Consider the following 26204-nt stretch of genomic DNA (forward strand, 5'->3'; position numbering starts at 1 on the left):
AAAATGATTCTCAAACAGTTGGGGTGGCGACAAGGCGTGAAAAAGAAGCGGTCTACTTTGAGGAGGCATTAAAATGCAGTTGCTGGAAGTAATTAATAAGACGTTTGTTGCTGTCTCCATTTTCTCCGTCTCAATGGGTTTTGCGTTGGCGGATACTAAGTGTAATTCTGCGAATTTAACGAATCCTGACATTATTATCTGTTCTCAGGCAGCTTTTGCCAAAGTTGATAAGGTGCTTAATGAGCAGTATAGGGCACTATCATCCGAACTAGATCCATCGTTAAGGCCTGAATTGCTTGCTGCTCAGAAAAGCTGGATTAAGTTGAAAGAAGGTTACTGCAAGGATGAGGGGGGTGGAGCTGCAGAGTCTCCTATAGACAGTCTTTCCTGTATAAAACAGTTTACGAGTTTTCGGTTGAGTGAACTCGTGTATCTCCGCACTGGTGTTATTGGAGATGGCTTTTATAAAGCGGTCTCAGTGGTTAATGAGAAAGCTACCGCGATGAATTATCCTAAGGCTATTGAGCTCGTGGGCGGAGATGCAGACTTTGGAACGTCTTGGAAAGAGTATGCTGAAAAAAATTGCGCCATGACCCAAAAATTATATGGAGAGCCCCATGAGAGATGCTTGGCAAGAATGCGATTTCAGATGCCAATCTACTAGTTGAATATTAGAGGCCTGGCTTCGACAGGCTTGTTTAAAGAAAAACGGAAAAATTTTATTTAAGGTAGGTTGGCTATCGGTAAATAAAGTTGTCACTTTTTCACGGTCAATTTTTTGTGCCGTCAGGGCCGTATTCATGAATAGGGAGGTATGTTGAAAAGACTTTTGTTGGCGGCGTTGTTGCTGGTTTCTTTGCCTGTGGTCGCAGAGCCGATGTTCCCGTCACTCAAGTCCTGTAGGCGGGCCGGTAGCGATTGCGCATTGGTGTTGGACGCTAACAACTATCTGGTGGATGCCGATTCCGGTGACAAGCTATCCGACACACCAGAGTCGGTCGGGGCTATGAATTCTTTCGAGCTGTATCGCGATGGTGATCGGTACATTTTGGAGAACGAAAATTTCTCCCAAGCGAAGTCTCGTCGATGGCTGGTTTTTGATTATGACAATGGAAGAGTGACGCTCGAGGGCGCTTATGTTTTCTCGATAGATATCAACTCGAATACGGGGCCGTACTGGCACGGCTACGACTGCCGTGCCGATGCCAAGCTGTTCGCCCGCCCCTCAGATGATTCGTTCAGTGATGCAGCTTTGCAGGAGTTGTGCGGTGATGCGGAGGGTTTGGTTGTCTCGGGTGAGGACTCCGGCGTGACGGTGCCCGCCAAAGGACTGACCGTCAGTGTCCCCGTTTACTACGCTCTTACCCCTACGGGTTCCGCGACTTATCTGTTCGCTGGAAGCGAGGAACCGGATATCTCGACGTTGGCTTGTCTATCGAATTGCGTCGCCAGCACGCAATGGCAGGAGCGAGTTGCAATACATCCTGCACTATTGGATGACGGGCCGAATGAAACGTTGTGTTCTGCAGACGAAGACATTTATTTCAGTTGTCCGTTAAAGGGAGGAAAGACGGTTTCCGTTTGTGCGCAGGAAAACAACAAACCCGCTGCCGGTTCTGTTCAATACCGATACGGTGTACCGGGAAAAATAGAAATGCTCTACCCGCAGAACAGCGCGCCTCCCAAGGACAAGTTCTTCGTGGTCAATGCGTCGGAAGGCAGCGTTAACCTGAACATTATCAAGTTCAAAAAGGGGCCTTATACCTACCTCGTTAACCAGGCCTTTGTGAGTTCTTTGACGGTGCTCAAGGGCGACAAGGTTATATTCCGGCAGTCCTGTGGCGCGGGTGGTCATGCCTTCGTTAGCCGGGCAGCAATGCAGGGGATAGAGTCGCGTCCTAAAAGTGCGGAAGATTTTCACTAGTTTAGATGGCTTGCAAAAGTCGTTGCAGAAAGGGGACTCAACGTCCCCTTTTTCTATTCGCGGCTCCGCTACACCTTCGCCCGATTCACCGCCGAATTCGGCGTATCAATATGATCCAGCGCTCGCTCCACCAACAACCGAACCCCATCCGACATTCTGCTGATCGCCAGTGCTACGGAGCGCAGCGTACCTTCCACATCGTCGGCCAGGTTGGCAGCGATGGCGCTGATGGACAGCAGGTCTTCCGAGGCGTTGGCCAGGAGGGCTTCGGTGTCGATGTCGGGGGAGACGGCGAAGAGGTTGCCTTTGCGAGGCTTGGGCTTCTCGCTGGGCAGCGGGGCGAAATGGTGGTTGAGGGCGCGTTCTGCGGCTTCGTGGAGTTTCTTCGAATCTAGGGATTCGTAGGGGGAGGTGTCTTCGTGTTCTGGTGGATTTGGTGTTGGCTTGATCATTGATGTAGCTCCTGGAATTAAGAGACTGACACCGTTTCGCTTTGCACTTCGAAAGTGGTGGCAGCTGAGCGTTGGTGTGCAAGACCGATCCAGGAACCGGCAGACCCGAAGGTCTCCGACGCACAGCTGCCATAACGATCCGCGAGCATAGGAAAACGCTCGACGAATAGCCATAAGCAATTGCGCACCTGGATTCGGACTTGCACGTCCGTGTCACCGATTTTGCGGCGACGAACAAAGCCTATCGGTGAAGCCCTAGCGTGCCTAGTTCACGAACAGCACCACGTGTTGAAGGAAATATCCGAGGGAGTCGAGCGTAGAAAGATCGAAATCTTCACGCTTTTAAACACCCTCGTTTCGTCAATGACTTGGTAGTCATCAGCGTCAAAAACTCCGGCGTCTTCTTCTACCGCTGCACAACAGTTCAGTTCGTCCCGTTTTGGCGGACCTGACGAAAATGTATTTGATTATGGGCGACTCGGTGTTGCAGGAATGGCTTCAGGCTGTACGGCTGCAAATCATGTTTAAAACCCCCAAAGGAAAGGAAATTCGGGGCTGGGTTCAATGCAGCGATGCCGATGGTTGTTAGTTGATTTTCCATTCGAAATTTCAGAGGTGAAACGGGCACCGTGATTAATCACTAAATTCCCCGTTTTCCTTTAGACTTGCGCCCCTCAAGGAAGACCTCAGGACACGGAATGCCAGTCCCCCTTTTTATCCTTCGCAAAGCCCTGGTTGTTTGGCTATACGCCGCCGCCCTGGTGCATTTGCTCGTCAGCGTCACACTGACCTGGGCCGGCCATTCCGGCTTGCTCGACGGCTACCTGCAAACCATCGAACAAGCCTTCTGGGCCACCGACGCCGTACCCACCGCCGCCCGCACCCAACAAGCCTGGTGGTTAGCCTTGTTCGGCGCCACGCTGCAAAGCTATTCCCTCTACATGCTCGCCCTCGTGCACCTCGGCCATCGACTCAAAACCTCAATGGCTTGGGGCTGGTTGATCGCCGGCATCGTGCTCTGGGCGCCGCAGGACATGTTGATTTCCCTCCAGGCGCAGGTCTGGTCGCACCTATGGTTCGACAGCTTCGCGCTGCTCACTTTACTGCCACCGCTGATTTGGCTGTATCGCCACGACCGCCGCACCTCCACCTCAACACACACTGAGTGATGCCAACCATGCCTGACTTTTCTCTCCTGGATTGGGCGATTGCTCTGCTGATTGCCCAGGCCTGCCTTGGGGCGCTCGATACCCTGTATCACCACGAACTGACGGTAGCGTTGCCGTATCGCCACAGTGCCCGTCTGGAGTTGTCGATCCACGCGATGCGCTCGTGCTTCTACGGGATTCTGTTTCTGGGCATGGCGCATCTGGCATTCCAAGGCACGTGGGCGATTGTGATTGCGCTGCTGTTCGCGCTGGAGATCGGTCTGACGCTCTGGGACTTCGTGGTCGAGGACCGCAGCCGAAAATTGCCGGCCATCGAGCGCATCATGCATACCGTGCTGGCGGTGAACGGCGGGGCGTTTTTTGCTTTGTACGGGGTGCAATTGGCGCAGTGGGCGAATTTGCCTACCGGCCTGAGCGCTATCGATTTCGGCTGGCGTGGCTGGTTGCTGACGCTGTTCGCTATCGGCGTTACGGCTTCGGGTATTCGTGACGGACTGGCGGCGCTGCGCATGCAGCGCGAAGGTAAACCGTCTAATCCGTTCGCTGGCGGAGCTTACAAACGGGTGCTGGTGACCGGTGGCACCGGGTTTATCGGTGAAGCCTTGGTCAATCAATTGCTTGATGCCGGCCACTCCGTCAGCGTGTTGGCCCGCGATCCGTTGAAAGCGGCGTACCTGTTTGACGGCCGCGCCCGTTGCCTGCGTTCGCTGAGCAAACTCGGTTACAACGAAACCTTCGACGTGGTGATCAACCTGGCCGGTGCGCCAGTGGCCGGGCCGCGCTGGAGCGCCAAGCGTCAGGCGCAACTGATCGCCAGTCGCGTCAACACCACCGAAGCGCTGATGAGTTGGCTGAAAAATGCCACGCATAAACCGGCGCTGTGGGTTCAGGCCTCGGCCATTGGTTTCTACGGTGTGCGTGACGCCAGCGAACGTCTCGATGAAACATCGACCAAGGGCGACGGCTTCATGGCCGAACTCTGCGCGCAATGGGAAACGGCCGCCCAGCCGGCCACTGAGTTCGGTGTGCGTCAGGTGGTCATGCGCCTCGGCGTGGTGTTCGGGCCGGGCGGTGCGTTGTTGCCGTTGCTGATTCCGTTTCGCCTGGGCTTTGGCGGACGCATGGGCGATGGTCAGCAGATCATGAGCTGGGTGCATCGCGACGATGTGATTCAAGTGATCGCACGCGCGTTCGATGATGAGAGCTTGAGCGGCACTTACAACCTGGTGGCGCCGGATACGGTCAGTCAGGCAGCGTTTGCCGAGCAGGTCGGCAAGGTCTTGAAGCGTCCGGTGTGGTTTCACATTCCGGCGGCGCCGGTGCGTGCGCTGGCGGGGGAAATGGCTCAACTGTTTTTCGACGGCCAGCGTGTGGTGCCTGAGCGTTTGAGCGAGGCGGGCTACACGTTCCGCTATCCAACCCTCGACGCCGCCCTGCGCGATCTGGCCTGAGGATCGCCCATGAGCAAGCCGCTGATGTACCTGCTGGCCGGCAACGGCAGTGCTGCCGATTGGTGGGATGACGCGCTGCCGCACTTTCAGCGCTACGAGGTGGTGCCGCTCGAACTGCCGGGCTTCGGCGCCAACCCGCAAGCGCCCTGCGGAGATCTCGCGGCTTATGCGCAGGCGTTGTTAACGGCGACGGTCCAGGGCAGCTCGATCATGGCGGTCGGGGTGAATGCGTTGCTGGTGTTGCATGCGCTGCAACGTCAGCCAGGGCACTTTTGCCGTAGCGTGTTGCTGGCGCCGGTCGGGGCATTTTTGTGGCAACGACGGCTGCCGGCGCTGATGTCGCCGCTGTCGATTCGCAAGACCATTCACTGGTTGCTGGCGAACAAGCCAGCGCTGTTCAAACACAAGTTTTCCAACCAGACCTGGACGCCCGCGCAGTACCAGCGCATGGGCGCGGGGTATGCGCGATGCCGCGCTTTTGTGCCCCATTGGGACTTGGTGCGGGCCGACACCGCGTTGCCGCTGCTGGAGTGGATCACCGATCCGGTCGAGCTGGTCTGGGGCGATCAGGACAACGTGCTGGGCATCGCACAGGCTGCCGCATGGTCGGCGATTCTGGCTCGCGCTGATCTGACTATCAGCCTGAAAACCGGTTGGGGTCATTACCCGTGGATCGACTCGCCGGCGGAATTCGCTGCGTGGCTGGAGTCGGGCGAGCACGGATTCGTCGCGCACACCAAGGGCGGCCGTTTGCGTCTGGCCGAGTTGGCCGGGCAAGCGGTGCCGCCGGCGCTGTCACTCAATGATTGTCACGATGAACGTCTGCCGGCGTTTCTCGCTAGCCAACCGGACGCCACTTGGGCGGTGCGTTCCTCCAGTTATGGCGAGGATCAAGCCGATGCGGCGAACGCCGGGCTGAGCACCACATTTCTGCGGGAACCGACGCCCAACGTGCCCGCGCGCATTGCCGAGCTGAGCGCGGCGGGTGTGGAAGAAGTGGTGGTGCAGCGCTTCATCACACCGCAGTTGTCCGGGATCGCTTTTGTGCGACATCTATCGGTGGAACTTGAATGGGTCGAAGGTCATCTGGAGTCGCTGGCCGATGGTCAGGTGAGCCCCGAGCGCGCAATCATTTCCCGCCTCGGCGACTCGTGGAGTAGCGGCACCTTCAAGCCCTTTCACGGCCTGACAGCGGACCTGTTGTGGCGTTTTCTGCAAGGCGTGTTGCGAGTCTTCCATTACGTGCCGGGCGACGTCGAATGGGCCTGGGATGGCCAGCAACTCTGGTTGCTGCAATACCGGCCGATCAGCGATTACGGCTGGCGCCGGCACCTGACCGCCGCCAACATCGCCGAGATCCTGCCGCCGCAACCGAGCCACTTGGTGGAGTACGCCCAGCGCCGTGCTGCAGCAAGTATTCCGGCGATCATGGGGCGTTGGGATTCGCGGGTGTTGCAGGATAACGAACCGTTCACGGCGGTGTTTGGCGGCGCTTCGTATATCAACAATGATTTGTTTCTTGCACGGCTGGCGGACTGGGGAATCTCCGCCAGCAGTTACGCCGGTGAGGTGGGTGGTGCAACACCGCATCTGCCGTGGCGACTGCTGCGCCTGATGCATTCGCTGCCGTTGTTTCTGCGCATGCAGCGCATCGCTCGCGGGCAGTTGTTGACGTTGGAAGAGCGTTTGCGCCGTTTCGATCAGGAGCTTGCGGAGCTGATTGCCCGAGACGCCGACGGTCAGCAACTGGCCGACTGGTTCACCCGGTTTTATGTGTTCGTGGTGCAGGGCAATCTATGCATCGCCACCTCCCTGGCCAGCAGCGGCGGCGACCTGTTGGGACGGCCACCGACAGCGTATGACGACCTCGAAAACAGCCCACATCGTCTGCCATGGGAAACCGATCCCGCCACACCGCGCCCGGCACCAACCGATCTGCCGTTGCAGGCCTTCCCGCACTGGCCGGGGTTTATCCGCTTGGCGCATTCAGCCGGCTTGCCGGGCCTGCGTGGTTATTACCTGCAAGTGCGCGAGTGGTATCGCGACAACCTGATGCGGGTGTTCTTCCGCCTGCATCACGCCATGCCGATGGCGGATCGAGCACATTGGTTTGCACCGCATCCGGACATTCGCAGCCGCGACGGCAGCTTCTGGCAGGACGGCCGCGAAGGTACCGAACAAGCGACGGGTTTCATGATTTATCCGGGGCAGGTGCAAGGCATTTTGGGTGAAGACATTTTGCTCGAAGACACTCTTGACCCTGGACGACATGCGCACTACCAAGCGGCGCGGGCGGTGATAGCGCGGATGGGTGGGCGTTTGTCCCATGGCTCGACGTTGTTGCGGGAGCTGCGCAAACCCTCAGCGGTAATGCCGCAGGTGGATCCGGCGTGGATGGGGTATGAGGTGTTGTATCGGGATGGTGAGTTGGAGCTGATGAATTCGAAGGATATGAATTGAAACCTAGATACCTCCACGGGTTGCTGCCTAGTTTGTTCGCGATTGCTCATACGGGCAATGCCGTTGCCGCAGATGCTATCGGCGGCAAAGTACTTCGGCGTGATATTGGCAAAGTTTCACAACTCACGTCCGACGGTGAGAAGGCGAAGAAGTTGAACAACGCGGTAGTGGAGATAGATTGCGTGAAGGGCAGCAAAGGCAGCCTTGTTTCGATAGACGGCTATGGCGGTTGCGGTGCCTGTTCGCAGCGGCACGGTTATTACTCGACAGTCGGGCGATTGGAGCAATACAGCTTCGATAGTAACCAGCGTTCATTTGGCTCGAAGGGTTCCTGGGAAGAGCTGATCAAAGCGTATGGCATCACGAAGAGGCAGCTGCAATCGGAAAGCCTTGCAGTGAAAAGGAACGCCTATGGCCAGCCTTAAGTGGGTGTTGATAGTCGGTAGTCTGTTTGCCGCCGCCAGTGCCTTTGCCGAGGAGCCGTCAATAGTCGGTATCGACGGGCACACAGTGACGTTTCAAGCGACAAAATGGATGATGCCTGGTGTGGAGTCGGCGACTGCATGGTTCACCGTAAACGGCAAAACCTTCCCGCTCTTCAGCATCGACGTTGGAGCTGATGGGCACTCCGGTTGGCTTAGTCCTGACAAGAAAACCTTGTTGCTCGACCCGGTGAGCTTCGGCATTTTGTCGGTCGAGAGTGGTGAAGAAAAGCTGGTGTCGCAACAGCATTGCGATGTGATCTCGATGGAGACCGGTTGCGTGCTGGCTGAGCGCTCTGCCAGCTTTTGTGTCGGTAAATGGGTGGGCAATCAGTGGGTTTCTAACGACGGCGAAGTGTTCAATCCCTTCTTGGAGACGCAGTCCCCAAAGGACTTGTTGAGGCATGTCGTGGACATCGGGCCGGCGCAGTCCCGCGCACAATCCATCGAATGGAGCCTGAGCTTTTTGAGTCTGGAGTCCTACATGGCGTGTCATCCTCCGGCGCAAAATGTTCAGGCGTTCAACGACCTGGGTTTTTACCTGGCCGAGGGCGGTAACGATGAGTTTGCGCTGAAGTTTTATCGCGGCATTGAAGCGGTCGGCAAGCGCACGGTGTTGATGTTGAACATGGCTGATTCGCTGTGGCGACTTGATCGAAAAGAGGAAGCGCGGCGGTATTACAGCCAGTACCGCGAAGGGATGAGTGCCGCCGGCAAGATACAAAAAATTCCACAGCGAGTCGTCGAGCGATCCGTAAATCAGGGACCGAAAAATTGAACATGTTTATCCGGCTTGCCGCGTTGTCCTTTGGACTTCTGCCCGCTTCATTCGCGTTCGCTTACGATAATTGCAGAGTGGTCTCTCCAAGTGCGCAAGTCGATCAATGCGCCGAAACCGCTCGCAAGGAGGCTGACGCGAAACTCAATGCCAGCTACAAAAAACTGATGGCGCGATTTGAGACTCAGCAAAAGCGTGGTCCGGAACAAGGGAAAGCGTTTATGGCTATTGCCAAAGATTCCCAACGGGCCTGGATCAAGTTGCGCGATACCACTTGCCCACTTGAAGCCACGGATATCGAGCCTGGTGCAGTGGCGCATACCACTACGATCGATAACTGCATTACCAGAATGAGTTTGGAGCGTGCCATTTATCTGGACGGGATCGTGACGGATAGGCCGGGCGACTTGCTCGATCTTAGCAAGGTGTTCACGGCGGGCTCACAACGCTACGGTGATGTTGTGGCTCGCTATGTGACTACCTTCGGCAGCGTTTGCCTCAACGTCCAGATCCTTGCGCCTGACGGCGGCTGGAGAGTGCTGTCATTTGCGCGGTTCTGCAGCTTTGACGGCAAATCGTTTTGGGATGGTTATTCCTATGCCGGGTTTGAAAACCTTGAGTTTCATGCGGACGGGTTGCACATGACGCTCAGCTTGGCGGAGCTTCGTGGCAATGGTAAGGAGCGTCGTGCCTGTGTGATTCCGATTCAGGACTCGCAAATCAAAGAGCTGAAATGCGGCCCGCCTGAATCCATGTAAGTACAAGCAAAGATAGGAATTGTTCTATTCGTGTATCACCAAGGAAGGTAGCTGAAATTGGAAAGGCTTTTAAGGTATGTCTGCGTGCTCGGGCTCATGATTGGCTTACCAACTCAACCGGCATCGGCAAGCGATCCGCAAACCATCGGTGAGCTGCATCCGCCTGTAGTGGCTTCCGTGGGCGATCAAAAGATCATGGTGTTCTTTTTGAAGAACAATCTGAAAGATCAGGTGACAGAGGTTCACGTTCCTGACGCCGAAATTTTCTACTCACCAGTTAACGCAACGAAGCCAACGCTGAACTATGTGTGGAAGCTGGAAGATGAGCAGGTTGTATCGGTGTTTTTCTACGAGCGAAAGACCCCGGAGCGGGCGGGGAAATCCATGTTTGTGCTGGGGAAAAGCAAAAAGTCATACATTAGTTTCGAGGGCTTTTCCTATTCAGTATTAGAGCTGCCGCTCATTAAAAACGGCGACCAGTTGTCTTTGAAGTTTTTTCGCGGTGATCCGCCAGATCCTGAATGGCAGGACTGTCGCGACGGTCGAGATCTGGAGAAGGGGGTAGACGTGGTATGCGCTTACAAGGACGCGGCGAGTATTAAAAAGCGTTTGGCAGCACTTGATGGAAAGGCTGTTGCAGATCAAAAACTGGAGCCCGGTCGTCGCATTGGGATACAACAGTGACCATGGCACGTAAGAGGCTTTCGGTCGTAACGCTGACGGACACTGCTACGTGGTTTTTCGTCTGTTCAGTGAACACTCCGCCTATTGCGCCGTACGAACGCTTTCAGTTACCCATGAACCGCTAAAGGAATGAACGGTTTGAAATCTTTGTCTGTGTTTTTTATTGCGTTGTTGCTCCTCTGTCCGCTGGCGGCTCACAGCGAAGTCACAACGGAGGTCTATTGCTTCCGATCGCAGGAAGGCAAAAGCATCAATTTTGAGTTCAGAACCTATTACGACTCGGTCGCCAAGTGGGGCGGCGCGGGAGTTAAGTACAGCAAGTCAAAGAAAGCCATTTCTCTAGTCCATCGAAGCACCGAGCAAGAAATCCTGGCAGAGGATTGGCCCTATGAATTCACGACAACTTGGGTGGAGGTTTCCGAAGGGGCGCTGACGGGTGAGTATGAGATGGTCAGTCAGGGGGCTCGGATCTATGGGATGACCTACACGAATTACAAATCCGGTAAGAAGTATTCGTTCGATCAAGATATCAGCATGGAGGCGTCACTAGAGACAGGCTGTCAGTGGTGAGTCGAGATAATTGAGTAAGGGGACCGAAGCCTCTTTGGAGAAAGGCTGCCAATGGGAATAATCGGTTTGCTGAGGAGTTACAACATGAAAGGACTGCCGATTTTATGGGGCTGCATCCTGGCCGGTGCAGCCTCTTTATCTTTCGCCGCCGATCCATCCTTCACGGACTTCACCGTCACCGAAGTGTTTGCCGGTCCAAACAACGCCCTGGCGCCCCAGGAAAACAGCAACCAATGGATGGATGAAGCACGAGCACAAGCCCTCGCCGGCAAGGTCAATTTCGCCGGGCACTACGTTCTGCACCGGGTGGGCTGTGGTGGCAGCACGATGTGTGTCGAGGTGCTGGACGCGCAGACGGGCAAGGTCGCGACGGGGCTGCCCAATGCCTACGACGGCAACTTGCTGACGCTGTCTTACCAGCCAGACAGCAACTTGATCATCGTCTCCGGCATCACCGCCAATACCGAAGAAGACATGAAGGGTAAACGGCTGAAGAACCGCGACCGAACTCGCTATTACGAGTTTGTGAACAACGAATTCCGGCTGTTGAAAATCACCGATTCATAAGCGATTTGGCAAAGGGAGTTGTCTTTGAAAAAGGTAGTGATGCTGATGTTGTTGGCCTTCCCCACATTCGCTCACAGCGACGTGGAAACGGAAATTTCCTGTTTTCGATCCCAGGAAGGCAAGGACATAAAGTTGGAGTTCAGGATCTACAGTGATCAGACCGCCAAGTGGAGCGGGGCGGGGGTCAAGTATGGGACGTCCAAAGAGTCGATCCCGCTGGTATTCAAAAGTACCGAGCAAGAAGCAATGTCCGACGGCCGACCTTTTCAATCCACCACTACCACCACGTGGGTCGAGGTCGTTGGCGGCGCAGTCACGGGCGAATATGTCATGGTCCGTCAAGGGGCGCTGATTTACGGCATGGCGTACACCAATGCCAAAAGCAAGAAACACTATGGGTTTGAGCATCACCCGCAGATTGAGTCTTCTCCCGAGAAGGGGTGTCAGTGGTGAAGCTGTATACCTTGAAGATTTCAATGTTCCTGATGGCGCTAATGAGTTTTGGCGCTGGCGCCGCTGAGTTTGTTTTTCCACACGCAACGATCTGTGAGCCTTACGGCAAGACGCCCGGCAGTTGTTCCATTGCCTTGAATGCAGACGGCTATATTTTAGATGCCCGCTCAGGAAAGCGACTGTTCGACGACGCGGAATATACCGGCGCGATGTTTACCAACGCGCTGTATCGATCCGGAAGGCAGTACATCCTGGACAGTGAGAACTACTCTTCGGCTAAATCGCACCGTTGGGTGGTTTTCAGCTATGACGGTAAAGAGATCGTCCTGAACCATATCTATATTTTTTCCTTGGATATCTCTACACAGATTGGCCCGTACTGGCATGGCTATGACTGCCGTCCGGCCAATGCGAAGTTGGTTGCTGGCGCGGGGCAGGGGCTTCTGGATTCCGCCATCAACACCTTTTGCAAGGACGTTGAAGCCAGCGTGGTAACGGTTGCGGATCAACCCCCAGCATCTTCGGCCACCGGTTCGTTGGCGGTCAGTGTCCCGGTGACAGCGACGGGCAACGCAATGGCGCGGCAACTTATGTGTTCGAGGGGACTGACGAGCCTGAGTTTCTGAAGATGGCGTGTGATTCCGGCTGCGCGCTTCCCTTGAAAGAACCAGTTTCGCTGAGTACGAGTGAGGTCGCGCAGCCGAGTTCCAGCGCCCATCAGCCAACGGTGATCAAACAGCAACAGGCCAGTTTATTGGGTGATGCATCCCGTCAAAACGTGTCTGTGCTGTCCGGTGATGCTGGGGCAGACTTCCGCCGCCTGCAGATCACACCTGAACACGGCACCGGTGACGACATCCTGCTGGATACCTCCAAGGCATTGCCGTTGATCAAGAGCCAATACTCGTCGGCCATGAGCGATATCTTCAGCGTCAACATAATCAACAACCCGGCTGGCGTGCTGAAGGTCATCGATATGCAAGGCGAGTCCGTGTCGGTCAAGCAGTCTTCTGCCGAAGCCGGAAACGCCCTTGTGCTGGTCAGCAGCGAAGAAGATAACGCCGTTTATAACTTCAACCTGGTGTTTCGCTACAACAAAAGCTCCAGGCAGTTCGAGCTGAAAAATGTATTGCAGGTCGTCAACAACGAGTCCTGTGATCACTCGGTTGTCAGTGTCGAAGAAGTACCAAAAAGCCTGATCGGTGAAATGTCTTTGGCGTCTTTCGATGGACGCAAAGTGTTTGAGCGGTTGTCTGACTTGCGCATTAAAGCTGCCAGCGATTACAAAAAATTGATGATGACTGACGTCGCGGAACAGCTCGACAAGGCGTTGGGGCTGTATCGAAAAGGGCAGACCGAGGCCGTTTCGACGGTGATGGCGAATTTCCTGATGGATGGAGGCAGCGGTCACTGTTATCCGGACAGCTACATCGCGCAAAAGTATGACTTCGCCCAATCGCCGGACTGGTCCAACGACCTAGGGTTTCTATTCGGTGAAACCGGTTATTACGCAGAGTCCACTGAGCTATTGAACGCGGTAATTGCCAGAAACCCCACCCGAACCGTGGCCTATCTGAACCTCGCAGACAGTTACTGGGGCCTGAACAATAAAGCGCTGGCGGCACAGGCTTACAAGCGGTACGCCTCGTTGATGAGCGACGCGGGCAAGATATCGAAGATTCCCACGCGAGTGGCTGAGCGTAGCAATGGAGTGGTGGAGTGAACGGACGCAAGAAGCTGTTTTTCATTTTCGTGGGCGTGGTCCTGGCTGCGTCCATGGCCACGGTTTTCGCCCAGCCCAACTGCAATCTCGACAGTTTGGAAACGCCTGATTTGCTGATGTGCAGCCAGCAGACTTTCGATTCACTCGACGTGGCATTGAATGCCCAATACAAAAAAGCGCTGGCCAGCTTGTCCCCGGACGACAATCAATTGTTGGTGGATGTTCAGCGCAGTTGGGTGAAGTTCAAGGAGGGATGGTGGGCAAAGACAACGCCATGACGCTGGAGGCAGCGGCGGAACGGTTGGGAGGCGAGGCGTTGGTTGACCCGATTTGGCAGCATTACGTGGATGGCCACTGTGAAAGGGCCTTCGGTCTGTTTCGAGAAGATCTGGAGTTCTGTGGGCAGCGCATGCATTTTCAGTTGCCCATCAATCGTTGATCGTGGGCTAAATAGGCGTTGCTTCGTCAGTTGAAAAGCGTGACTTGGCAGTCATTGACGCCAAAAACTGCATCATCTTCTGCAAACACAAGCCAATAGTGTCGTTATCGTCTGAAGCCGCTACACTGCGCCGGCCGTTCACTTTTCTCTTGAGGCTGTGCGCATGAAATTTCGTTTTCTTCTGTGGATGCTGGGTTTGTTGATGGGTAAGGCCAGTCGGACTAATCCTGCGTTTCAGCAGCAGTTGGGTGACAAGGAATTGGTGTTCCAGCTACAGACCCTGGACGGGAAAGTGGCGCGGCATTTCTTTGTGAAGGATCAGCGTATTACCAGTAAGTCGGGCCTGTATGCCGAGCCGGCGTTTGCGATTGCTTTTAAAGATGCGGCGTATGGCTTTGCCACGATGCAGGCGAAGAACAAGCAGTTGGCGTTTATGACGGGGATTCAGGACAAGTCGATTCAGATCAAAGGGAATCCGGCGTTGGTGATCTGGTTTCAGGGGTTGACCAAGTATTTGAAGCCGCGCAAGGCCAAAGCTAAAGCAAAGGCTTGAGTCGAGTGACTGACTTTGTGGTGAGGGAGCTTGCTCCCGTTGGGCTGCGAAGCGGCCCTAAAGGCTGAGTTCGGGGTGTGTCAGGCAGACGTTGTTGGCTGGGTTGCGACTGCTGCGCAGTCGAGCGGGAGCAAGCTCCCTCGCCACAGTGGGTGTGGTGAGTCAGAGATACCGAGTTGGATTCATCGCGAGCAGGCTCACTCCTACAGGGGCGTGTGGTGAATCAGGTAGATCGGCGAGGGATTCTTCGCGAGCAAGCCCGCTCCCACATTTGACCGAGTGTGGGAGCGGGTTTTTAGGCCTGGCTAAACTGCGAAGCCAGTTCGCGCAGCAGGACTTCGGCTTCGAGGACTTTGGTGACCACGTCATTAGCCTTGTCGCGGGTCAGGCCGACGCGTTCGAGCAAGGCGTCGGGGATGTCTTCGTCCGGGCCGGAGCCGATGCCGCGGCCGCGTAGCAGGCGTACGGTCAGGCAGACGAGGTTCGGGTATTCGGCGTAGTCGCCGTCGTAGTGCGGGTCGTGCTGGAAGCGCAGGGCGGTGGCCAGTTCGTCGGGCATGTCCCAGTAGCGCATCAGCCATGAGCCGATCTGTTCGCGGCTGATGCCGAGCAGGTGATGTTCGACGTAGCTGTGGCACAGGTGCTGGTTGACTTCCAGGTGGCGGCAGATCAGTGAGAAGTGCGGCGGGAAGACGTGGGCCAGCAGCAAGTAGCCGAAGTTGTGCAGCAGGCCGGCGAGGTAGGTCAGGCCGGCTTCCGGGCGCTGGGCGCGCGGCATGGCGCGGGTCAGGCCTTCGATGACGGCGGCGGTGTAGATCGATTGCTGCCAGTACGGCGTGGCGTGTTGCGGGTGGTCTTTGGGCAGGGCCAGGGTCTTGCCCAGGGCCAGGCCGAGCGCGAGGTTGATCACCAGGTCGAAACCCAGCACCCGCACAATCGCGTCTTCTACTGAACGAATCTTGCCCGGTGAGGCGTAGTACGGCGACGCGGCCCAGCTGACGACTTGTGCCGCCAGCGCCGGGTCGGTTTCGACCACGCCGGTGATGTCGTCGATGGTGGCGTTGGGGTCGACGCGCAGTTTGATGATTTTCTGCGCGGTCTCGGCCAGCGGCGGAATCTCGATGGTCTCTTCCAGGCGTTGCTGGATGCGCCGCGCGGTGAACACTTGTACGGCCTGGGTGATTTCCTTGCGGTCATCGTCAGGGCGGTCGAGGTTCGGACGGATGCTGGTCAGGTTCTCGCCGAAGTTCGCGGCGCTGGCCTTGGTCAGCATGGTCTTGAAATCTTCGCTGGTGATTTCCAGCAGCAGGCCCGGCTCGCCCGAGTTGATCAGCAACTTCGGTTCGCGCAGCAGGCTTTCTTCGTACAGGCACGGCGAACTGGTCAACGCCGGCAGGCCGGGTAACAGGCTCAAGCTGTGTTTGCCGAGCATCTTCACCAGACGTTCGGTGGGCACGGCAGTGAGGCGGCGGCCGGTCAGTTCGGCGAGGCGATTGAGGTCCAGCAACTGGCTTTGCGGAAACAACACCATCAGCGCGCCGACGGCGTCGTCCAGCAACACCGCCTGTACTTTGCGCGAGGCGTTCAAGCCGTGGTGGTCCAGCACTTCTTCGTAGGCAATGCCCAGCTTGCCCAGCAGCAACCGAATAACAGACGGAGCGTGCAGGGGTTCCGGGGCGAGGGCAGCTTCAGTCATGGTCTGTATCCGTATTCAAACAATTGCAGGAGTATAACCAGCTTGTTTAAAAGCATCGTCCACAAACTGCGACGGTGCTCACACTTGGCCGTATTGCTGCCCATGGCGCAGCCAGCGGTCGAGCAGCGGGCTGACGTGGTCCGGCCAGCGCTCCAGCAAGGCCTGGGCGGCGTCGCGCACGGCGGGCAATAGATCGGCATCGCGCATCAGGTCGGCGACCTTGAATTGCAGCAGGCCGGTCTGACGCGTGCCGAGCATTTCGCCGGGGCCGCGCAGTTCGAGGTCTTTTTCGGCGATGACAAAACCGTCGTTGGTTTCACGCATGATACCGAGACGCTGACGACCGATTTGCGACAACGGCGGATGGTAGAGCAATACGCAATGGCTGGCGGCGCTGCCTCGACCGACACGGCCGCGCAATTGGTGCAGTTGCGCGAGGCCGAGGCGTTCGGGGTTTTCGATGATCATCAGGCTGGCGTTCGGGACGTCGACGCCGACTTCGATCACGGTGGTAGCGACCAGCAGTTGCAGGTTGCCGGCCTTGAATTCAGCCATGACGGCGGCCTTTTCGACGGGCTTCATGCGGCCGTGGATCAGCCCGACCTTCAACTCGCCGAGGGCGGCGGTGAGGTCTTCGTAGGTGGTTTCTGCCGCCTGGCAGGTCAGCTCTTCCGACTCTTCGATCAGCGTGCACACCCAATAGGCCTGACGCCCTTCAGCGCAGGCGCCGCGCACCCGTTCGATGACTTCAACGCGTCGGGTGTCGGTGATCAACACAGTGTTGACCGGCGTACGACCGGGCGGCAGTTCGTCGAGGATCGAGGTGTCCAGGTCGGCGTAAGCGCTCATGGCCAGCGTCCGCGGAATCGGTGTGGCGGTCATGATCAGCTGATGCGGACACATGCGCCCGCCGACGCCTTTCTGTCGCAACGCCAGACGCTGCTGCACGCCGAAGCGGTGCTGTTCGTCGATGATCACCAGCGCTAGGTTCTTGAACTGCACTTCGTCCTGGAACAGCGCGTGGGTGCCGACCACCATCGGCGTGCCGCTGGCGATCTGTTCCAGCGCGGCGACGCGGTTCTTGCCCTTGAGCTTGCCGGCCAGCCACGCGACTTCGATGCCAAGCGGTTCGAGCCAGCGCTTGAAGGTGATGAAGTGCTGCTCGGCGAGGATTTCGGTGGGCGCCATCAGCGCGACCTGATAACCGGCCTCCAATGCCTGCAATGCGGCGAGTGCGGCGACCACGGTTTTACCGGCGCCAACATCGCCCTGAATCAGCCGCAGCATGGGTTCTTGCTGGCTCAGGTCGTAGGCGATTTCGTTGCCGACCCGTTGCTGTGCGCCGGTCGGTGCGAAGCCGAGATTGGCCAGGTACTTGGCCGGAAGTTGGGTGGCTTTCGGCATGGCCGGTGCGCGCAGGGAGCGCATGCTTTCGCGCAACCGTTGCTGGGACAGTTGATGGGTCAGCAGTTCTTCGAAGGCCAAACGGTGCTGCGCCCAGTGATGACCGAGGGCGAGTTCGTCGACGTCGGCATCGGCGGGCGGGTGATGCAGGTAGCGAATCGCGTCGGCCAGCGGCGCGAGTTGATAGTCGCGCGCCAGTTCGGTTGGCAGCCAGTCGGGCAGGCTGGTCGGGCCGAGCATCGTCAGGGTTTGCATGCACAATTGGCGCAAACGCTGCTGGGTCAGGCCTTCGGTGAGCGGGTACACCGGGGTCAGGGTTTCATCCACCGGCGGTGGTTCGTCGCCGGTAATGGCGCGGTATTCCGGGTGGTAGATTTCCAGCCCAGACGCACCAGGCCGCGCTTCGCCGTAGCAGCGAATCCGCGTGCCGCGTTTGAGGCCTTCTTTCTGTGCATTACTGAAATGGTAGAAGCGCAGGCTGAGCCCGCCGGTGCCGTCTTGCAGGCGCACAACGAGGCTGCGGCGACGGCCCATGACCACGTCGGCGCCGCTGACGGTGCCTTCGATCACAGCGTCTTGTCCCGGCCGCAAGTGGCCGATCGGGACCACGCGGGTGCGGTCCTGATAGCGCAGCGGCAGGTGAAACAGCACGTCCTGAAGATTCTCCAGGCCGACCTTGGCCAGCTTCTCGGCCATGGCCTCGCCGACACCCTTGAGTGCCGTCACCGACACTTGCGACAACTCGGTCATGACAGCAACTTACGCCGCCACCACCGGCACGGACGGCTTGGCCACCGAGCACAGGCGAATGGAGTCAGCGAGAATTTCAATTGCCTTCGGACGCGGGAAGCTCGCGCGCCAGGCGATGGCCACGGTACGGAACGGCACTGGCGGCGTCAGTGGGCGCACTTCGAGCACGCCGGGAGCGTAGTGATGGCTGTCGACGGCCGAGAGCGGCAAGATCGAAATGCCGAGGCCGGACGCGACCATATGGCGGATGGTTTCCAGGGAACTGGATTCCACCGTGGTGTGCTTGGCGCCGTCGTTGCCTTTGGTCAGGGTCGGGCAGGCTTCCAGCACTTGATCGCGGAAGCAGTGGCCTTCGCCGAGCAGCAGCAGGCTCTTGTCGTTGAGCAGGCTGGCGTCGATGGAGTCTTTTTGGGTCCACGGGTGCTGGGCCGGCATCAGGACGTAGAACGGCTCGTCGTAGAGCTGCAGGGTCAGGACGTCGGCTTCGTTGAACGGCAGGGCGATGATGATCGCGTCGAGCTCGCCGTTGCGCAGTTTGTCGCGCAGCACGTGGGTGAAGTTCTCTTCGATGTACAACGGCATCTGCGGGGCGACCCGGTGCAGTTGTGGAATCAGGTGCGGAAAGAGGTACGGGCCGACGGTGTAGATTGCGCCGACTTTCAGCGGTGCGGTCAGCTGGTTTTTGCCGGCCTGGGCCAGTTCACGGATGCCTTGGGCTTGTTCCAGGACTTTTTGTGCCTGGGCCACGATGCCTTCACCGACCGGGGTCAGGCGCACGGCGCTCTTGCTGCGCTCGAAAATCAGCACACCGAGTTCGTCTTCAAGCTTTTTCACGCCCACCGACAGGGTCGGCTGACTGACGTGGCAACGCTCGGCCGCGTGGCCGAAATGCTGCTCTTGGGCGAGGGTAACGATGTAGCGTAATTCTGTGAGGGTCATAGCAAGCGTCCATGAAGTTGCGCGCCAAGCATAGCGGCTGCAATCGATAGACGCACGTTATCAGAGTGAGTGCGTTGAGTGACACCGGGTAATGCGTGTTTGCCGCGGGCAGATATGCGAAAGGCACCTTTCGGGGTGCCTTTCAGAACTCTTTCATTCGCCGCAGAACCTGTAGGAGCTGAGCTTGCTCGCGATGAGGTCGTCACATTCAACATCTTCAGTGGCGGTATGTCCGCCATCGCGAGCAAGCTCGGCTCCTACAGTGCTATTTGTTGTATTTAGCGGCGGCGTTTGTCTATGGAATACAGGAACGGTGCCGTGATTTCGATGGTGCCGTTGGTGAGCATGTCAGCCGGTGGCTTGGGCAGCGGCTGGGCGTTACGGATCATCTGCAAGGTGGCGCGGTCCAGATCGGCATTGCCAGAAGGGCTCTCCAGTTGGAATGACAACACATTCCCTTGCGCATCCACGACAAAGCGCAAACGGTTCACGCCTTCCTTGTTCCGCAGCCGTGCAGCGTCCGGGTATTTCTTGTGTTTGGCGAGGTGAGCGAGCAATTCGCTTTGCCAGCTGGCCTTGGCAGCTTGCTGCGCCGGCGATGGACCCGGTGCCGGTTGTGCGGATTTTTCGGTCGGTGCCTGAGTCGGTTGCGCGTCGCTCGGTTTGGCCTCGGACGGCTTTTCCTTCGGCGGCTCCGGCTTCTTTTCCACGGGCTTGGGCGGTTGCGGCTTGGGCTTGGGTTTGACCGGCTTGGGCACGGCAATCTCGGCTTTCGGCGCTTCAGCCAGTTTCGGGATCGGCAGTTCTTCCACCGGCGCTGGTGGCTGCGGCGGCGTAATGACCTTCGGCGGCGCAGGCGGTGGCGGTGCCGGAATCGGTGCCAGCTCAACCATCATGGCCTGCGGCGGCAACTCGATCGGCGGGCGCGACGTCCAGTTCAGCGCCAGCGCGATGGCCAGTGCATGGACGGCCAGCACCACGGCCAGGCTCGCGCTGTAACGCGTCAGCTTATGGCGCGTCGTGATCATTTCTTGACTGCCGACTCAAGCCCGACCAGACCCACCTTCAGGTAACCGGCGGAGCGCAGGTTGTCCATCACGCTCATCAGGTCGCCGTAATCCACGCCTTTATCGGCCTGGAAGAAGATCGTCGTGTCTTTCTTGCCCTGGGTCTTGGCGTCCAGCGTGGCGCCGAGGGCTTCGGCCTTCACTTCGTCTTCACCGAGGAACAGACGCTGGTCAGCCTTGACGCTGAGGAACACCGGTTTCTCCGGGCGAGGCGCCGGCTTGGCGGTGGAAGCGGGCAGGTCGACCTTGATGTCCACGGTGGCCAAAGGGGCGGCCACCATGAAGATGATCAGCAGCACCAGCATCACGTCGATGAACGGCGTGACGTTGATTTCGTGGTTCTCGGCCAGATCGTCGTCTGCGCCTTCTTTCAAATGCAAGCCCATGGCGGATTACCCTACTTTGACCCTGTGCGGTTGCATGGAGCGCTCGGTGGTCGGCAGGTGATCAAGGTCACGGCTGACCAGCAGCAGGACTTCAGCCGAGGCGTCGGAGACTTGAGCCTTGTAACCGGCGATGGAGCGGGCGAAGACGTTGTAGATCACCACGGCCGGGATGGCGGCAACCAGACCCAGTGCGGTCGCCAGCAGGGCTTCGGCGATGCCGGGTGCGACAACGGCGAGGTTGGTGGTCTGGGTTTTGGCGATGCCGATGAAGCTGTTCATGATGCCCCACACGGTGCCGAACAGACCCACGAACGGCGCGGTGGAACCGATGGTGGCAAGGACGCCGGTGCCGCTGCTCATGTTGCGACCGCACGCCGCTACCAGGCGCTCAAGACGGAAGGCAACCCGTTCCTTGATGCCTTCTTTCTCGCGGCTGTTGACCGACAGGCGCATCTCTTCCAGGGCGTCATGCACCAACAGGTTGGCGAGGGTGCCTTGCTGGGTGGCGGTCGCGCTGGCTTCTTTAAGGGTGGTGGCTTTTTTCAGGTGGACGATTTCTGTGCGCAGACGACGCTTGGCGCCCATCAGCTCAAGGCCCTTGGCGATCCAGATGGTCCAGGTGATGATCGAAGCAATCGCCAGACCGATCATCACGATTTTCACGATAATATCGGCGTTCTGGTACATGCCCCACGGCGACAGGTCGTGAGCCATGCCCAGGGAGTTGTCGGCTTCGAGCACTTCAGGTGCGTCTTCAGTCTCAACAGCCTGAGCCTGAGCCTGAGCCTGAGCCGGATCGGTCGCGGCTGGTGCAGCGGCAGGGGGCGTGTGATCGGCAGGTGCTGGTGCCGCGGCGACAGCCGGAGTGGCAGGTGCTTGTGCGTCAGCGAATGCGGCGGTCGGCGCGAGCATCAGGCTCAGCAGCAGAGCGGCCACTGCGCTCCAGGCGCGAGGTCGTTTGGTTGGCGAAGCGGAGAATTGATTGCGTGTCATGCTGGCCGGACCTGAGAAAAAAAGACGGTTAATGTTCTTCCAGGCCTCGCGAGGCCGAGAACAAAAGTGGCGTGCATTATTGCAATTAATTCTTGTTAACAAAAGTAATAGCGTCTCTTTTTTTCCTGCATTACTAGCCGCTCGTCCTGTGTCGGCGCTAGTCTGTGGCTTTCCGATAGGAGTTTTTCGATGTCCACACCCTCAGTTTTGATCGCCGGTTGCGGTGATGTCGGCAGTCGCCTGGCCGCGCAATTGGTGGCTGGCGGGTGGGAGGTCCATGGCCTGAGACGTGACGTTTCACGCCTGCCCGAGGGCGTCATTGGCGTTGCCGGCGACTTGTTCAAGGAAGACTGTCCCGAAACATGGCCTATCGGGGCAGTGGATTACCTGGTGTATTGCGCGGCGGCTACCGACCACGATGAGGCCGGTTATCGCGCGGCGTATGTGCAGGGTTTGCAGCATGTGCTGGAGTGGCTGAACGACTACGGTCAGGTGCCGGAGCGGCTGCTGTTTGTGTCCAGCAGCAGTGTGTATGGACAGCAGGACGGTGAATGGGTCGATGAGACTTCGCCGACCATTGCCACGGGCTATTCAGGTCGATTGATGCTGGAGGCTGAGCAGGTGGCGCTCCAGAGTGGCATCCCGGCGAGCATTGTGCGATTGACCGGCATATATGGCCCGGGCCGTGAATGGCTGCTGACTCAGGTGCGTCGCGGTTATCGCGTGGCCGTCGATCCACCGTTGTATGGCAATCGTATTCACGCTGACGATGCGGCGGGGTTGATGGCGTATCTGCTGGAAGCGGATCGGCGTGGTGTGGCGTTGGATGACGTTTATATCGGCGTCGATGATGCGCCTGCACCACTGGCGGAAGTGGTGGGCTGGTTGCGCGAGTATCTGGGCGTGACGGGGTGGGATGATGATTCGAGCGTGCGGCGCACCGGCAGCAAGCGTTGCAGCAATGCGCGGGTCAAAGCCTTGGGCTGGACGCCGAAGTACCCGAGCTATCGCGAAGGCTACGCCGCCATCCTTGAAGGCCGCAGCTGATTCCCGTTTACGACAAGCCAAATGTGGGGGCGGGCTTGCTCGCGAAAGCGGTGTAACAGTCAACGATGATGCTGAATGTTACGGCTCCTTCGCGAGCAATCCCGCTCCCACATTTGATCTTCGTTGTCGCTGAGATCGGGTTACTGCTTTTCCAGCAGCCACTTGCGGTCGCCCGGGGTGAACTGCGGCATTTCGTCAGCCTGTGCGGTGTTCACCGCCTGGAAGATTTCCATCTCCTTGCCCTTGCGCGCAAAGATCCAGGTGGTGCCTTGGCCATTCAGTTGCAGCCACATGTTGTCGTTGCCGCCGCTCATCGACGCGCAATCGCCCGCCAGGCACAAGGCATAGCGGTCTGCACCGGGCAGGCCGGCCACTTGGCCGTCAGCCTGGAATTGCACGGTATTGCCTTCGCCCTGACCGCTGACAATATTCCAGTTGCCACCCATGTACGCCGTATACAGCGCACGTTCGAAGCTCGCACCCACCGGCGCACCTTCCGGTACCTGGATCTGCGCGCGGTCGAACACCTGGGCGGGTTCGTTATCGAGTGCAGCCTGGCGCAGTTGCTTGCCGTCGCGTTTCAGCTCACTGCCGGAACTGCCATAAAACTCGATCTTCCAGGCGCCGGACTCTTCGCCCAGCAACTTGCCATCGACATTTTCGAAACCGTTGGTGTAGCGGGCTTGGCCGGCCTTGGTGTTGACGTCCCATTCCAGGTTCGGGCCATAGGCCTGGAGCGCTTCGCGCAGGGGAGCGCCTTTGGCTGCAGCGTCAATCGCCACCTGATTGATCCAGGTGCCGCTGATGTCACGATCGGCAGGGTTGCTGGCACAACCGCCCAAGAGTAGGGCGACCAGCGAGAGGGCTAGCGCTTGGCGCATGGTGGAATCCTTTCAAGACAAGATCGGCGCAACCTTTAGAGGGCTGCGCCGGACGTATTACTCGATGACCAGAATGGCATCCATCTCGACCTGCGAGCCCTTTGGCAGGGCGGCTACGCCGATGGCGGCGCGGGCAGGGTAAGGCTGGTCAAAGTACTTGCCCATGATTTCGTTGACCTTGGCGAAATGACTCAGGTCGGTGAGGAAGATGTTCAGTTTGACGATGTCCTTGAACGAACCACCGGCCGCTTCGGCTACGGCTTTGAGGTTCTCGAACACCTGGACGGTCTGGGCTTCGAAGCCTTCAACCAGTTCCATGGTTTTTGGGTCCAGAGGAATCTGACCCGACATGTAAACGGTGTTGCCAGCCTTGATCGCCTGGGAGTAAGTACCGATAGCGGCCGGGGCTTTGTCGCTGGTGATAACAGTCTTGGTCATGAATGACTCCTTGTTAGAGTGGGCTTTACGCACGCATGCGGGTGATGCGAATCACCCCGGTCAAGGCACGCAGTTTCTTGATCACGCGGGCCAGGTGCACACGGTCGTGCACGCTGACCACCAGTTGGACCACGCTGATGCGACCATCGCGCTCGTCCATGCTGATTTTTTCGATATTGCCGTCGGCCGCGTTGACGCTGCTGGCCAGCAGGGCGATCAGGCCGCGCTGATGTTCCAGTTCGACGCGCAGCTCGACGTTGAATTCGCCGGTGACATCCTTGGCCCACGAGAGCTGAATGCATTTCTCCGGGTTGTGGCGGATTTCGCTGATGTTGCGGCAGTTGTCCAGGTGCACAACCATGCCTTTGCCCGCGGACAGGTGGCCGACAATCGGGTCACCCGGGATCGGCGTGCAGCACTTGGCGTAACTGAGGACCAGGCCTTCGGTGCCGCGAATCGCCAGCGGGCCTTCCGGGCTTGGCAACTGTTCGCCTTCGCCAAGCAAGCGGCGGGCGACCACGTAAGCCATGCGATTGCCCAGGCCGATATCTTCCAGCAGGTCTTCGATCAGTTCGAGGCGGTATTCGGCCAGCATCGCCGTGACGCGCTCGGGCTGGATTTTTTCCAGCGAGCTGTCGAAGCCGTTCAATACCTTGTTCAGCAGGCGTTCGCCGAGGCTGATGGATTCGGAGCGGCGTTGCAGTTTCAGTGCATGGCGGATGTGGGTCCGCGCCTTGCCGGTGACCACGAAGTTGAGCCAAGCCGGGTTTGGTCTCGCGCCGGGAGCGCTGACGATCTCGACCGTGGAGCCGCTTTGCAGCGGTTCGGACAGTGGTGCGAGGCGACGATTGATCCGGCAGGCGATGCAGCTGTTGCCCACGTCGGTGTGCACCGCGTAAGCGAAGTCGACCGCCGTAGAGCCTTTGGGCAGCTCCATGATCCGGCCTTTGGGCGTGAACACGTAGACCTCGTCCGGGAACAGGTCGATCTTCACGCTTTCGATGAATTCCAGCGAGTTGCCGGCGCGTTGCTGCATTTCCAGCACGCCTTTGACCCACTGGCGGGCGCGGGCATGCGTGCCTTTTGGCTGCTCGTCGCCGCTGGACTTGTACAGCCAATGAGCGGCGATGCCGTTGTTGGCCATCTCTTCCATTTCACGGGTGCGGATCTGGATTTCGATCGGAACGCCATGCATGCCGAATAACGTGGTGTGCAGCGACTGATAGCCGTTGGCCTTGGGGATCGCGATGTAATCCTTGAAGCGACCCGGCAACGGTTTGTACAAATTATGCACAGCACCCAGCACGCGATAGCAGGTATCGACCTTGTCGACGATGATCCGGAACGCATAGACGTCCATGATCTCGTTGAAGGCCCGACGCTTGCCGCGCATTTTCTTGTAGATGCCGTAGAGGTGTTTCTGGCGACCGCTGACTTCGCCCTGAATGCCATCGACGGCCAGGCAGTGGCTGAGGGACTCTTCGATCTTGTTGACGATTTCCTTGCGGTTGCCCCGGGCGCGTTTGACCGCCTGGTTGATCCGCGCGGAACGCATCGGGTGCATGGCCTTGAAGCCGAGGTCCTCGAATTCTATGCGGATGGCGTGCATGCCCAGCCGGTTGGCGATGGGCGCATAGATTTCCAGGGTTTCCTTGGCGATCCGCCGGCGTTTTTCGCCCGACAGGACTTCCAGCGTGCGCATGTTGTGCAGGCGATCGGCGAGCTTGACCAGGATCACGCGTATGTCGCGCGCCATGGCCATGGCCATTTTCTGGAAGTTTTCGGCCTGGGCTTCGGCTTTGGTCTCGAAGTTCATCTGGGTCAGTTTGCTGACCCCGTCGACCAGTTCGGCCACGGTTTCACCGAACTGCGCTTGCAGCGCTTCTTTGGCAATACCGGTGTCTTCGATCACGTCATGCAGCATCGCCGCCATCAGGCTCTGATGGTCCATGTGCATGTCGGCAAGAATATTCGCCACGGCAAGAGGGTGCGTGACGTACGCCTCACCGCTACGGCGGCGTTGACCGTCGTGGGCTTGTTCGGCGTAGAAGTACGCTCGGCGGACCAGGTTGACCTGGTCCTTGCCGAGGTAGGTCGATAAGCGATCGGCGAGGGCGTCTATGCTCGGCATGATAACTCC

28 protein-coding genes are annotated in these 26204 nt (G+C 58.1%); 18 read left to right on the plus strand and 10 right to left on the minus strand.

Annotated features, from left to right (window positions below; all coding sequences use genetic code 11):
- Positions 1 to 73 precede the first annotated feature (73 nt).
- Together NL116_RS00850 and NL116_RS00855 are read left to right on the plus strand one after the other, a co-directional pair.
- Entirely contained in the window at positions 74 to 664 is a 591-nt protein-coding gene (locus NL116_RS00850) for a lysozyme inhibitor LprI family protein (RefSeq protein ID WP_494375626.1), read from the plus strand.
- Between the two features lie 150 nt (positions 665 to 814).
- Entirely contained in the window at positions 815 to 1924 is a 1110-nt protein-coding gene (locus tag NL116_RS00855) for a hypothetical protein (RefSeq protein ID WP_494375627.1), read from the plus strand.
- A gap of 68 nt (positions 1925 to 1992) precedes the next feature.
- Here NL116_RS00855 and NL116_RS00860 read toward each other — a convergent pair whose 3' ends face one another.
- Positions 1993 to 2376 carry a DUF6124 family protein gene (locus tag NL116_RS00860; protein ID WP_494375628.1) on the minus strand — a complete coding sequence of 128 codons (384 nt, stop codon included), beginning with the start codon at positions 2374 to 2376 and terminating at the stop codon, positions 1993 to 1995.
- Positions 2377 to 3074: 698 nt separating this feature from the next.
- Between NL116_RS00860 and NL116_RS00865 the strand changes: the two genes are divergently transcribed.
- The 15 genes from NL116_RS00865 to NL116_RS00935 all read left to right on the plus strand — a co-directional run bounded on the left by NL116_RS00865 (position 3075) and on the right by NL116_RS00935 (position 14463).
- Positions 3075 to 3545 carry a cell division protein gene (locus NL116_RS00865; RefSeq protein ID WP_494375629.1) on the plus strand — a complete coding sequence of 157 codons (471 nt, stop codon included), beginning with the start codon at positions 3075 to 3077 and terminating at the stop codon, positions 3543 to 3545.
- Between the two features lie 8 nt (positions 3546 to 3553).
- Complete coding sequence (locus tag NL116_RS00870; protein ID WP_494375630.1) at positions 3554 to 4996, plus strand: TIGR01777 family oxidoreductase; 1443 nt, start codon at positions 3554 to 3556, stop codon at positions 4994 to 4996.
- A gap of 9 nt (positions 4997 to 5005) precedes the next feature.
- The gene (locus tag NL116_RS00875) at positions 5006 to 7456 is read left to right on the plus strand and encodes a PEP-utilizing enzyme (protein WP_494375631.1); all 2451 of its coding nucleotides are present in this window, start codon (positions 5006 to 5008) and stop codon (positions 7454 to 7456) included.
- A complete protein-coding gene (locus tag NL116_RS00880) occupies positions 7453 to 7881 on the plus strand; it encodes a hypothetical protein (protein ID WP_494375632.1) in 429 nt (142 codons plus the stop codon). Before NL116_RS00875 ends, NL116_RS00880 begins: the two co-directional genes overlap by 4 nt.
- Positions 7868 to 8716, plus strand: a complete 849-nt coding sequence (locus NL116_RS00885; protein WP_494375633.1) for a tetratricopeptide repeat protein — start codon at positions 7868 to 7870, stop codon at positions 8714 to 8716. The genes NL116_RS00880 and NL116_RS00885 overlap by 14 nt, the downstream gene beginning before the upstream one ends.
- A 2-nt stretch (positions 8717 to 8718) precedes the next feature.
- Positions 8719 to 9474 (plus strand): lysozyme inhibitor LprI family protein, encoded by a 756-nt coding sequence (locus tag NL116_RS00890; protein ID WP_494378163.1) that lies wholly within the window; start codon positions 8719 to 8721, stop codon positions 9472 to 9474.
- An 84-nt stretch (positions 9475 to 9558) separates the two neighbouring features.
- A complete protein-coding gene (locus NL116_RS00895; protein WP_494375634.1) occupies positions 9559 to 10158 on the plus strand; it encodes a hypothetical protein in 600 nt (199 codons plus the stop codon).
- Positions 10159 to 10287: 129 nt separating this feature from the next.
- Complete coding sequence (locus NL116_RS00900; protein ID WP_494375635.1) at positions 10288 to 10728, plus strand: hypothetical protein; 441 nt, start codon at positions 10288 to 10290, stop codon at positions 10726 to 10728.
- Positions 10729 to 10812: 84 nt separating this feature from the next.
- Complete coding sequence (locus NL116_RS00905) at positions 10813 to 11295, plus strand: hypothetical protein (RefSeq protein WP_494375636.1); 483 nt, start codon at positions 10813 to 10815, stop codon at positions 11293 to 11295.
- A gap of 24 nt (positions 11296 to 11319) precedes the next feature.
- Positions 11320 to 11748, plus strand: a complete 429-nt coding sequence (locus NL116_RS00910) for a hypothetical protein (protein ID WP_494375637.1) — start codon at positions 11320 to 11322, stop codon at positions 11746 to 11748.
- A complete protein-coding gene (locus NL116_RS00915) occupies positions 11745 to 12374 on the plus strand; it encodes a hypothetical protein (RefSeq protein WP_494375638.1) in 630 nt (209 codons plus the stop codon). Before NL116_RS00910 ends, NL116_RS00915 begins: the two co-directional genes overlap by 4 nt.
- A gap of 32 nt (positions 12375 to 12406) precedes the next feature.
- Positions 12407 to 13471, plus strand: a complete 1065-nt coding sequence (locus tag NL116_RS00920) for a tetratricopeptide repeat protein (RefSeq protein WP_494375639.1) — start codon at positions 12407 to 12409, stop codon at positions 13469 to 13471.
- A complete protein-coding gene (locus NL116_RS00925) occupies positions 13468 to 13749 on the plus strand; it encodes a lysozyme inhibitor LprI family protein (protein WP_494375640.1) in 282 nt (93 codons plus the stop codon). The genes NL116_RS00920 and NL116_RS00925 overlap by 4 nt, the downstream gene beginning before the upstream one ends.
- Positions 13728 to 13910 (plus strand): hypothetical protein, encoded by a 183-nt coding sequence (locus NL116_RS00930; protein ID WP_494375641.1) that lies wholly within the window; start codon positions 13728 to 13730, stop codon positions 13908 to 13910. The genes NL116_RS00925 and NL116_RS00930 overlap by 22 nt, the downstream gene beginning before the upstream one ends.
- A 163-nt stretch (positions 13911 to 14073) precedes the next feature.
- Entirely contained in the window at positions 14074 to 14463 is a 390-nt protein-coding gene (locus tag NL116_RS00935) for a hypothetical protein (protein WP_046045033.1), read from the plus strand.
- Between the two features lie 295 nt (positions 14464 to 14758).
- Here NL116_RS00935 and NL116_RS00940 read toward each other — a convergent pair whose 3' ends face one another.
- The 6 genes from NL116_RS00940 to exbB form a co-directional block, all read right to left on the minus strand.
- Entirely contained in the window at positions 14759 to 16159 is a 1401-nt protein-coding gene (locus tag NL116_RS00940) for an aminoacyl-tRNA deacylase and HDOD domain-containing protein (protein WP_494375642.1), read from the minus strand.
- Between the two features lie 78 nt (positions 16160 to 16237).
- Entirely contained in the window at positions 16238 to 18313 is a 2076-nt protein-coding gene (recG, locus tag NL116_RS00945; RefSeq protein ID WP_494375643.1) for an ATP-dependent DNA helicase RecG, read from the minus strand.
- Between the two features lie 9 nt (positions 18314 to 18322).
- Positions 18323 to 19252, minus strand: coding sequence for a hydrogen peroxide-inducible genes activator (locus tag NL116_RS00950; RefSeq protein WP_494375644.1), 930 nt, complete (start codon positions 19250 to 19252; stop codon positions 18323 to 18325).
- A 278-nt stretch (positions 19253 to 19530) separates the two neighbouring features.
- The gene (locus NL116_RS00955; protein WP_494375645.1) at positions 19531 to 20280 is read right to left on the minus strand and encodes an energy transducer TonB family protein; all 750 of its coding nucleotides are present in this window, start codon (positions 20278 to 20280) and stop codon (positions 19531 to 19533) included.
- Positions 20277 to 20705 carry a TonB system transport protein ExbD gene (exbD, locus tag NL116_RS00960; protein WP_140664802.1) on the minus strand — a complete coding sequence of 143 codons (429 nt, stop codon included), beginning with the start codon at positions 20703 to 20705 and terminating at the stop codon, positions 20277 to 20279. Before exbD ends, NL116_RS00955 begins: the two co-directional genes overlap by 4 nt.
- Before the next feature lie 6 nt (positions 20706 to 20711).
- On the minus strand, positions 20712 to 21698 hold the full coding sequence (gene exbB / locus NL116_RS00965) for a tonB-system energizer ExbB (protein WP_494375646.1): 987 nt from the start codon (positions 21696 to 21698) through the stop codon (positions 20712 to 20714).
- Between the two features lie 189 nt (positions 21699 to 21887).
- Between exbB and NL116_RS00970 the strand changes: the two genes are divergently transcribed.
- Positions 21888 to 22745: an SDR family oxidoreductase gene (locus tag NL116_RS00970; RefSeq protein WP_494375647.1), complete on the plus strand. Its 858-nt coding sequence runs from the start codon at positions 21888 to 21890 to the stop codon at positions 22743 to 22745.
- Between the two features lie 140 nt (positions 22746 to 22885).
- Here NL116_RS00970 and NL116_RS00975 read toward each other — a convergent pair whose 3' ends face one another.
- From NL116_RS00975 to spoT, 3 genes are read right to left on the minus strand one after another with little or no spacing between them, the layout of a single operon-like run.
- Positions 22886 to 23626 carry a hypothetical protein gene (locus NL116_RS00975; protein ID WP_494375648.1) on the minus strand — a complete coding sequence of 247 codons (741 nt, stop codon included), beginning with the start codon at positions 23624 to 23626 and terminating at the stop codon, positions 22886 to 22888.
- A gap of 57 nt (positions 23627 to 23683) precedes the next feature.
- Positions 23684 to 24064: a RidA family protein gene (locus NL116_RS00980; RefSeq protein WP_003229509.1), complete on the minus strand. Its 381-nt coding sequence runs from the start codon at positions 24062 to 24064 to the stop codon at positions 23684 to 23686.
- Between the two features lie 25 nt (positions 24065 to 24089).
- Positions 24090 to 26195: a bifunctional GTP diphosphokinase/guanosine-3',5'-bis pyrophosphate 3'-pyrophosphohydrolase gene (gene spoT / locus NL116_RS00985; protein WP_027926347.1), complete on the minus strand. Its 2106-nt coding sequence runs from the start codon at positions 26193 to 26195 to the stop codon at positions 24090 to 24092.
- Between the last annotated feature and the right edge of the window lie 9 nt (positions 26196 to 26204).

The organism is Pseudomonas sp. FBCC-B1667 (assembly GCF_059133255.1).